This window comes from Calothrix sp. CBUCES-K 9914, from assembly GCF_059640475.1.
The window spans coordinates 1-9,924 of sequence record NZ_JBXXZH010000307.1 but is presented as its reverse complement, the minus strand read 5'-3'; the positions used below and the strand labels follow the sequence as shown (position 1 = coordinate 9,924).

General features: G+C 38.7%; 9 protein-coding genes and 1 pseudogene. 7 read left to right on the top strand and 3 right to left on the bottom strand.

What is annotated here, in order from left to right; translation table 11 throughout:
• Window positions 1-185, top strand: a pseudogene (locus tag AC2JBO_RS39050) (hypothetical protein); the annotation flags it as partial.
• A 31-nt stretch (window positions 186-216) separates the two neighbouring features.
• On the opposite strand, the gene AC2JBO_RS39045 reads toward AC2JBO_RS39050, so the two are convergent.
• Window positions 217-1,125 (bottom strand): ABC transporter substrate-binding protein, encoded by a 909-nt coding sequence (locus AC2JBO_RS39045; RefSeq protein ID WP_496959008.1) that lies wholly within the window; start codon window positions 1,123-1,125, stop codon window positions 217-219.
• A gap of 28 nt (window positions 1,126-1,153) precedes the next feature.
• Here AC2JBO_RS39045 and AC2JBO_RS39040 point away from each other — a divergent pair, with 28 nt between their 5' ends.
• Both AC2JBO_RS39040 and AC2JBO_RS39035 read left to right on the top strand, forming a co-directional pair.
• Window positions 1,154-2,437: a S41 family peptidase gene (locus AC2JBO_RS39040; RefSeq protein ID WP_496959007.1), complete on the top strand. Its 1,284-nt coding sequence runs from the start codon at window positions 1,154-1,156 to the stop codon at window positions 2,435-2,437.
• Between the two features lie 396 nt (window positions 2,438-2,833).
• Window positions 2,834-4,162 (top strand): efflux RND transporter periplasmic adaptor subunit, encoded by a 1,329-nt coding sequence (locus tag AC2JBO_RS39035; RefSeq protein WP_496959006.1) that lies wholly within the window; start codon window positions 2,834-2,836, stop codon window positions 4,160-4,162.
• A gap of 42 nt (window positions 4,163-4,204) precedes the next feature.
• Here AC2JBO_RS39035 and AC2JBO_RS39030 read toward each other — a convergent pair whose 3' ends face one another.
• Window positions 4,205-4,441 carry a pre-peptidase C-terminal domain-containing protein gene (locus AC2JBO_RS39030; protein WP_496959009.1) on the bottom strand — a complete coding sequence of 79 codons (237 nt, stop codon included), beginning with the start codon at window positions 4,439-4,441 and terminating at the stop codon, window positions 4,205-4,207.
• A 333-nt stretch (window positions 4,442-4,774) separates the two neighbouring features.
• Here AC2JBO_RS39030 and AC2JBO_RS39025 point away from each other — a divergent pair, with 333 nt between their 5' ends.
• Together AC2JBO_RS39025 and ggt are read left to right on the top strand one after the other, a co-directional pair.
• Complete coding sequence (locus tag AC2JBO_RS39025; protein ID WP_496959005.1) at window positions 4,775-5,173, top strand: hypothetical protein; 399 nt, start codon at window positions 4,775-4,777, stop codon at window positions 5,171-5,173.
• Window positions 5,174-5,200: 27 nt separating this feature from the next.
• Entirely contained in the window at window positions 5,201-6,955 is a 1,755-nt protein-coding gene (ggt, locus tag AC2JBO_RS39020) for a gamma-glutamyltransferase (protein ID WP_496959004.1), read from the top strand.
• Window positions 6,956-7,309: 354 nt separating this feature from the next.
• Here the strand turns inward: ggt and AC2JBO_RS39015 are convergent, their stop codons facing one another.
• Complete coding sequence (locus AC2JBO_RS39015; RefSeq protein WP_496959003.1) at window positions 7,310-7,999, bottom strand: class I SAM-dependent methyltransferase; 690 nt, start codon at window positions 7,997-7,999, stop codon at window positions 7,310-7,312.
• A 190-nt stretch (window positions 8,000-8,189) separates the two neighbouring features.
• Here AC2JBO_RS39015 and AC2JBO_RS39010 point away from each other — a divergent pair, with 190 nt between their 5' ends.
• Together AC2JBO_RS39010 and AC2JBO_RS39005 are read left to right on the top strand one after the other, a co-directional pair.
• Entirely contained in the window at window positions 8,190-9,113 is a 924-nt protein-coding gene (locus tag AC2JBO_RS39010; protein WP_496959002.1) for a DMT family transporter, read from the top strand.
• A 258-nt stretch (window positions 9,114-9,371) separates the two neighbouring features.
• Window positions 9,372-9,924, top strand: a 553-nt coding sequence (locus tag AC2JBO_RS39005) for an ABC transporter ATP-binding protein (RefSeq protein ID WP_496959001.1), incomplete at its 3' end; no start/stop codon positions are given.

Here is a 9,924-nt window from a genome sequence, read left to right as displayed (position 1 = left end):
GGCAGTTAATTCAAGTATCCCAAGTAGATTTTCAAAGATATGGCTTCCGAAATAATAGATTAGTTGCAGCTTGGAATTTGGATACACCTACTATTAATGTATCATTGCCTAAGTACCGTAATGAGGAGAAGCGTTTATTGGCTGAGTCTCGGAAAATTTTAGGTTTGTTTGGGATTAGACGATAGTATTATATGTCGCACAGGCAGGATGCCTATGCTACGTCGTGATTTTTTGAATCTTTTCGGCGGCTTTTTCAATTGCGTCAATACTTCCAGGGTTTACTAAGCCAAGATAATCAAAAACATAAACTCTGTTATTTTTTGTCGCTTGTAGTTTTTGCCAAAATGTTTCTTTTTTAAATCCGTCAATAACTTCTTGCTCTGAACCACCTTGTGGAGTATTGACGAGAATGATTGTTTCTGGGTTTGTTTCTAATATTTTCTCTGGTGATAAGGTTACATATCCGCGAAATGGACTTTTACCTTGTAAGTCAGCAGCAATATTTTTAATTCGGAACTGGTTGAGCATGTCTCCTGCCCAACTATCTTTATTTGGAGTTAAAATTGGCTGACGGCTGACTAATACTAATGCTGATGTATTTTTGTTTGCGTTAGTACCTTGTCCTAAAAGCTGTTGATATTTATCTAATAACGCTTTTGGACTGGCACCTATTCTAACAGCTAAAGTTGTCGTCAGTTCTTCTAATGCTTTCCAATTATCTATTTTTGTTGCTAGAGTACTAATTTTTAGTTCCTGTAGACGTTTAAGAGTTTGGTCAGAAAATCCAGAGGCGCCGATAACTAAGTCAGGTTTGAGCGCTACAATTTTTTCTAGGTTCGGCTGTGTTCTTCCTTGGGCTACACTCGTAATGTCTTTAAGACGGGAATCTTTATTTAAAATCGAATTACCAGCTATTCCGACAAGCTTATTTTGATCAAGTCTATAAATTATGTCCGCTGCGAGAGGCGTTAATGCAACTACTCGTTCTGCTACTTGTTGAGGCGCCTTCCGAGAACTAGGAGTAGCAGTTGATAGTCCTGGTTGAGATGTAGCAACGTTAGAACAAGCTGCCACAACGATACTGAGTAAAATGCTTAAACTAGATATTATCCAACGTTGATACATGGTAACTACTCCTGAGTTATAAATTTAAATGAAACGATATCAATTTTCGGTTAATAGACGCTATTTTGTGGCATTTTTCCTTAGTATCGTTGTAATACTAACGCTGTGGTTCGTATCACCCCTACTTCCTACGCTAGCACAGCCACAAGCAAGGGTCTTTGATGAAGTTTGGCAGACCATCAATGATAACTTCTATGACCCTAAGTTTAATGGAATAAATTGGCAAGCTATGCGCGACAAGTATAAACCACAGGCAGTCAAGTCTAAATCATCACAGGAATTTGCTGCTATTGTCAATACTATGCTGGCTGAGTTACGTACTTCACACACGCGCTTCTATATTCCTGATGAACAAAGTTATTATCAACTGCTAGGTATCTTTCAACCGCGCGATAGAAAGTCGCTCAATAGACTCAAGCCATTTTTTCCTAAAGGAAAATTTGAATACACTGATATTGGTATTTTTACGAAATCTATAAACGGTAAAACATTTGTCAGTGCTATTTTAGATGACAGTCCAGTAATTAAAGCAGGTATTGTTGTTGGCGATGAAATATTAAGTGTAAATAATTTACCGTATCAACCCGTACAATCGTTTACAGGAAAAGCCGGACAAAAGGTTACAATCCAAATTCAGCGTCAAGCTAACGCTAACAGTAAACAAGAAATTGTCGTCACACCAAAAGTATATAATACGACTACAATGTTTCTTGATGCTCAACGAGCTAGTACGCAAATCATCGAACGTCAAAACAAGAAGATTGGTTACGTGCATATTTGGGCAAATGCTGCTGACCCATCTCAAGAAAAACTTGTATATGACTTACTATACGACCGTCTTAAAGATGCCGATGCATTAATCTTAGACTTACGCGCGGGTTGGGGTGGGGGAAATACAAATTACCTTACTGTTTTTACAGGTACTGGGCCGAGCGTTACCAGTATTGCCCGTAATGGTTCGCGTGTCACCTATGATTCACAGTGGAAAAAACCCGTCGTCATGCTAATCAATGAAGGTAGCAGAAGCAGTAAAGAAATTATCGCATATGGTTTCCAACAATATAAAATAGGTTCAGTTATTGGTGCAAAAACTTTAGGCGCCGTCGTAGCTGGGCGCCCCTTTATCATGCAAGATGGTACTTTGTTATATGTAGCAGTAACAAACGTATTCGTAAATGGAACTCGGCTTGAAGGTAAGGGCGTAACACCAGATATCACAGTACCTTTTACCTTAGAATATGCGAGTGGCGCCGACCCTCAAAAAGACAAAGCAATAGAAGTTGTTCTGCGTGATACAACAAAACGAACGTAGGGTGCGTGACGCTACTAAAATTTTGAAACGAAGCGAGCATCTAGTAGCGTCACGCACCAAATATTAAGAACGAGAGTAAAATAATGTATCAATAAATAACTTATTAATGTTTATTTTATAACACGCAAATTAATCGGACAAAATTTGCTACATGATATTAAAAAAAATCAGCAAATACTAATAGGACAACAGACTAACTAAATATGTAAGCTTAAGCTTATTGTTGTGGATAAGCTTAAATATATGAATGTGATTATAACAGGAGCCGGTGCGTGACGCTATTAGACTTGCTCTTCGTTTCAAAATTTTGGTAGCGTCACACACCCTACGTTTCAAAATGCTATTAGCGTCACGCACCCTACGTTCTCATTTACTATATAAGGTTAAGAGTTTGCTATGACCCCTTCAGAACCGCAAACCGATAATAATGACAGCGAAAATGCTCCCCAAACAGTATTACAGTCACCACGTCATCGAAGACCTTGGCTTTTGCCTTTGTTTGTGTTGCTGGCAGTACTTGGAACTTCCGCTGCTGTTCTGCGTTTTCTCATTCCCACTAAAACACCCCAAACTACAACTTCTGCTCAACCACAAACACCAGCTATACCTGTCAAGCTATCAACCGTTCAATCTGGAACTGTCCAAGAAACATCTGATTTTGTTGCTAGTTTACAAACTCGTCGTTCTGAAACGCTTAGTTCTAAAATCCAAGGGAAAATTACTCAAATTTTGATCAAACCTGGTCAAACTGTAAAACAAGGGGCACCTATTCTCCAAATTGAACCACCACTACAAGTTGCACTTCCTATACCCACTGTTAACACCGCAGCTTTAACAGCACAGTCACAGCTTGATGTTGCCACGTCAAATCTTACGTCTTTGGAAACTGAACGCGCGAAAATTCAAGCTGAGATACAATCAGACCAGCAAGAGTTCGACCGATACAATACTCTCGCATCTCAAGGCGCCGTTTCTCGACAAACTTTAGACGTATATGCTAACCGTCTTGCTGCTGCTAAAACAAACTTAAAAGTTATCGAGTCCAAAATTCAAACACAGCAAGCTGCCATTGCTCAAGCAAAAAAACTCATTCAACAAACACAAACACCCACAGTTCAACAATCACCACCAAAACCTCAAATCTACCGTATCAACGCTCCTTTTACTGGTGTAGTCGCTGAAATCCCCATAAAAACTGGTGATTTGGTCAATGCTTATACACAACTATTAACAATAACTCAAAACAATCCCCTCGAAGTACACATTATCGTCCCAATTGAAAATGCAACGAAAGTTAAGAATGGAATGCAAGTAAATATCTTAAACCTTCAAGGTAATACTATTGGCACAAGCCGCGTGTTTTTCGTTGCTCCTAATGCTAGTAATAACACACAGTCTGCACTGATCAAAGCTCTTTATGATAATTCTAAGAATGAGCTAAAGCCAAACCAGTTTGTCCGCGCGCGGGTAATTTGGAGTCAACGTCAAGGAGCATTAGTACCATCAACAGCAGTTTCACGTGTGGGAAAAGAAACTTTTGTTTATACAGCAGAACCATCTTCTAATACATCATCTGGATATATCGTCAAGCAGAGACTAGTGAAGCTAGGCAACGCGACGGGTAATAATTATCAAGTTTTAGAAGGACTACAACCCAACCAAAAAATTATAACTTCAGGGTTGCTTAATATCAGAGACGGCGACCCAATTCTTCCACAGTCTTAATTTATATTCCCGACTTATCGAGAAGTCGGGAATTTTTTTATGTTATTTTATCGAAACTGTGAATTCATACGAGTGATAGGTTGGACCTGCATATCCGAGAATATAGTAATCACCATTCTTGGGCAGGGTATATGTGAAACTCTTGCCCTGACTATCAAAACCACCAAGGTTTTTTACGGTTTTACCGTTAGTATTGTAGAGACTTACACCCGCGCGGGCGCCTAAATTATTAACTTTTATGGTTAACTTTTGTCCAGCTTTGGCCTTTAATACGTAGATACGATTTTCTACACCATTGATATCAGTACTTGTTTTACCTCTAGGAAAGACAACGCGCGAACGAGGTACAGACTTAGTGTCAGAAGTAAACTAGAGGTGCCAGCAATTAGTAAGCGTTTTATAATTTAACCTGTGGTTGTATGATTTTAAATGATAGAATTGTGTTATTTGCGAATTAAGCTCAATATTTGGCTTAATTTGCTCATATTTTTAGATACATGTCCTTTACCAAGGTTTACGGAAAACTTCTCTGTATTCTTTGTGCCTCTGTGGTATATATATTTTTTACCATAGAGAGTAAAAACATGTGAACATAACCACAGTTATACATTTATGATGTTATTAGAGTTAAAAAATCATCAAATATGGCAAAACTTAACGGAGATACTAGAAGAATTAGACGCAGATGAATTCATTAAACAGCATCTAGAATCATCCAACTATAACGTATATAGTTACTGGGATGACGAAGATAAACACTATGAAGAAATTACTCTACCATCCACTCTCAAAGCAGAGCTAGTCAGCAGTTCGATTGGAGTTACTAATAAAAAGCGCTTTCTTCAAATGAGGTTTTCTATTAGTCATTTAAACAGCAATCTAGATGGTGATAAAACGTTTATTGGCGAATTACTTATAATTTATGATGATCACCTTGAATTTGTAGATGAAAACTGGTACTTAGACATCAACTCTCCTTTTTTAAAAGTTCAAAGCAGTCCAACAACATAGTTATGTATAAGGGTATAAAAAAAATATATGATAATACTTCCTAAATTGGGTTTACGTTATTGCTTACTTGTGATATTACTTGTCACTACTCCGTGGCGCCCATTAATAGGGTTGGCACAAGATGCACCCGAAGCAGGAAGTTCGCGCGTTGAACGTAAAGCTGTCCGAACAAAAAAGTATATGGTGGTGGCAGCAAACCCAATAGCAGCAGCAGCCGGTCGTGATGTGCTGCGACGTGGTGGTAGTGCTATTGATGCAGCTATTACCGTGCAAATGGTACTCGGTTTAGTTGAACCACAGTCTTCTGGCATTGGTGGTGGTGCTTTCTTAGTTTACTACGATGCCAAAACTAAAAAAATTAGCACCTTTGATGGTCGGGAAACTGCTCCTTATACTGCTCAAGCTAACCGTTTTCTCGGTTCAGATGGCAAACCGTTACAATTTTACAATGCTGTCATTGGAGGTAAGTCGGTAGGTGTGCCTGGGGTAGTCAGAATGTTGGAACAGGTACACAAACAATATGGTAAATTACCTTGGTCACAATTATTCCAGCCTGCAATAAAACAAGCTTTAACTGGTTTTCCTATCTCACCACGTTTAAATACTCTCCTCAGTCAAGAAAAGTTTTTGAGTCGCTCCCAAAGAGCAAGAAGCTACTTTTATCAACCAAATGGTAATCCCAAGTCCAGACTCGTCAACCCAGAATATGCTAACGTGCTGCGCCAAATTGCTCAATCCGGTTCAGGCGCCTTCTATAAAGGTAAGATTGCTCAGGATATTGTTAATACAGTCAAAACTGCTTCAGTACCAGGGGATTTAACAACTACCGACCTCGCAAACTATAACTCAGTGGAACGACAACCTGTGTGTGGTCAGTATCGAGTGTACAAAGTTTGCGGTATGGCGCCTCCTACTTCTGGTGGTATAACAGTATTGCAAATATTGGGAATGCTGCAAAGATTCGAGATATCTTCCCTCAAACCAGACTCAGTACAAGCAGTCCATCTATTTGCAGAAGCGGGAAAACTTGCATATGCAGACCGAGGATTATATATAGCTGACCCAGATTTTCTTCCAGTTCCCACCAAAGAATTAATCAACCCAAAATATATAAAAAACCGTGCAGCTTTAATCAACCCTAACCGCGCGTTTGTAGGTGAAGCCAAGCCAGGTAATCCTTTATCCCAACAAGCATTGCGTTGGGGAGTTGATAATTCTCCTGAATTTCCTTCCACCAGTCACATTTCCATTGTTGATGGCAATGGTAACGCCGTATCAATGACTACCAGTATTGAAGATGCTTTTGGCGCCCGGTTGATGGTGGATGGCTTTTTGCTCAACAACCAACTTACAGACTTTTCTTTTTCTCCAACAACAGCAGATGGTAAATTAATTGCCAATCGTATTCAACCCCGTAAACGTCCCAGAAGTTCAATGGCGCCGATGATGGTGTTTGATGGCAAAGGCAAATTAGTAATGGTCGTTGGTTCCGCTGGTGGTCCTTTAATCATTAACTATGTAGCAAAAGCAATTGTAGCAGTACTCGATTGGAAACTCGATACTCAACAAGCTTTATCATTACCCAACTTTGGAAACCGTAATGGCGCCACCGAATTAGAGGCGAATACAAACATAGCAAACCTTAAGCCACAATTAGAAGCATTGGGACATACAGTAACTGTTAGAGAACAAACTAGTGGTTCCCACGCCATCGTCATTGATAGTCAAGGTTTAATAGGTGGCGTAGACCCTAGACGTGAAGGTCAAGCTGTGGGAGATTAATGGCAACGGATACAACGGATGTAACGGATAAGTAATTGGTTGTAAACAAAATTTGTAGCATAGGCCAAAGCGCCTGTGCATAATTCTTTATATAACCCAAAAAGTGCGGTTACGAATTAAAATTAGGCATCTTTATAAGGTTTTTTGGTTATCTTATATTTTGCACCTACACCCTATAAGGGTGGGGCTATACAAACAAAGCCTGCCGGGAGCAGGCTAAGAATGGTGATTTTTAGTTTTATTGACAATAACTCATGTTCATTAGATAAAGTGTAACTCAGTATTAATACGTTGGTGCAAGATGTGAGATTGAAGTGGCGTTCAGGCGCCATCTTGTTTTATTTTAATGCTAAGTTACTTTTGTAACACATAGCAAAAGTATTCAACATCTCGATTTTTGAGTGCTTGATAAATAGGACTTTCCTGACATCCAGCAAACCAACTTAACAGTTCTTGTAAATACTTGGGAGTATTTTGTTTAATTAATGTTAATTTTCTCTCGTTATCTAAATCCATTGCTTTAACAACATTATCTGTAATTATCTCTGATTTTAAAATTTTAAATCCAGATGATTCGAGCAAGTTTTTTATATCATCTACTACTTCTTTTGAGCGAAAGTCAGCGAACAAAAAGTGACCATTTGGACGAAGAACTCTATAAACTCCGGAAAAGAAATTTTCAATTGAAGCATAGCAATGTGATGATTCAACGTTGACGACAGCATCAAATGAACAATCTGGAAACTCTAAAGATTCTGCATCTCCTATACAAAAATTTAGCTGTGGAACAACATGATTTTTTTGACAAAATGTAATATTGCGTTCAGAAAAATCAACTCCTGTCATTGTTTTTGGATGCAAATAGCGCGTAATATATGAAGAACCACCACCACGTCCGCATCCAACTTCCAAAACATCTAATCCATTTAGTGGAATAGCATTTGCAACATGATGATAAAGTTGAGCGCTATAAATTTCCCCCTGTTCGTAATTACTCAGTAATAGCTTGATATCCTGTTCTAAATCTACATATCCATAATTCATAAAAGTTATTTTATTATTTGCCACATTTGATGTAAGTAGGTTGTACCATCTTTTCCAAATAAGTTTTTTTAAAGGAGAATCAACAAGGTAGATTATGAATTGCTGCAATGTATTCTTCATAGTATTTAGTATGTTTAGTAATATATTTTTCTACTTAAGGTAAAATTATACAGCAGCGTGATGGGAAAATATGATTCCAACTTGGAAAGTTGCTTTAATCTTGACTATCGGGGTGTTTGCTGTCTCTACTTCTGCTATTTCTACGCGACTAGCATTTGAGTCTGCGGGAGTTTACAACATTGGGTTTAGCTTGGTATTAGCAGCTTCTCGCTTGAGCATTGCCTCACTAATTTTACTCTTAACCACAGGCTTTATACCGAGCAAAGTCTCACAGGTATCACAACATATCAATGTTAGTACTGCTGTCCGCTATGCTGTCGGCGCCGGATTTTTTCTAGCTTTGCACTTCGCAGCTTGGATAACTTCACTAACTTACACTTCTATTGCTGCTTCTACAACGTTAGTTACTACCAACCCTATATGGGTAACATTTATTAGTTGGGTTTGGTTTAAAGAAAAGCCATCATTATTGACTTTATTTGGTATTAGTGTAGCATTTGCTGGAGGAATTACAATTAGCTTGAGTAGTGGCAGTGTAAATACTGGAAGTCAACCATTAATTGGTAATATTTTAGCTCTAATGGCAGCATGGGCAGCGAGTCTTTATTTACTTCTAGGAAGGGAAGCACAGCGACAAGGACTAAGTATAAGTAAATATATTACAGTCGCTTATACAACTTCAGCATTAGTACTTTTACCTGTGCCTTTTTTAATTGGCGCCAGCTATATAAATTATCCTAACCAAGTATATTTTTACATTGCATTAACGGCATTGATTCCCCAATTAATTGGTCACACAAGCTTTAACTGGGCAACACGTGTTATGTCACCAATTATTGTAACACTTGTACTATTGTTTGAACCAATTGGCGCCAGTCTACTTGGATACCTAATATTTAGAGAAGTTCCCAAACCATTAGAATTAGTAAGCGCAGTAGTAATTCTCACAGGTGTCGCATTGGCAATAATCGGAACTCGCCGCATAGTACATTAGTTAGTATCATTAATTTTGGTGTGTTCACTTCTTAATTATTCTTCCTTTGCGACCTTTGTGTCCTTTGCGGTTCGTTTTTCCAACTCCCCAAAACTAATGACATAAGTTTTGGTAGTATATAAAATAACCCGTAGGTTAGGCGTCTCGCCTGACCTACGCACAGGCGAGACGCCTATGCTACAAACCCACCCAAAATTAATGACATAGACCAGTAGTATGGTTGATTTATTAAATTTCTATGGTTGCAAAGGTTATGTTATGCCTCATATTCTTGTCGAAGACCTTAAGAAAAGCTTCTTTGTATCTGAGCGTACCTCTGGAGTTTTTGGTTCAATACGGGGGTTTGTGCAGCGCAAAACTAAGGAAGTTTATGCATTGAAAGGAGTTTCCTTCTCGCTTGAGCAAGGGGAACTTGTCGGTTACATCGGTCCAAACGGCGCCGGAAAATCAACTACGATTAAAATTCTCAGTGGTATTTTAGTACCTACTAGTGGAAAATGCATAATCGGTGGGCGAACTCCTTGGAAAGATAGAATTAAACATGTTGGTCGTATTGGAGTTGTATTTGGGCAGCGAACACAGTTATGGTGGGACTTGCCAGTAATAGAGTCTTTCGATTTGCTTCGAGATATTTATCGTGTTCCAAATTTAGAATATACAAAGACGCGCGATGAAATGATAGACTTGCTGGCGCTTGAAAGTTTTCTTAACACTCCTGTTAGACAACTAAGTCTTGGTCAAAGGATGCGATGCGACTTTGCAGCAGCAATGCTTCACAGACCAGATATTCTTTTTCTCGATGAACCAACTA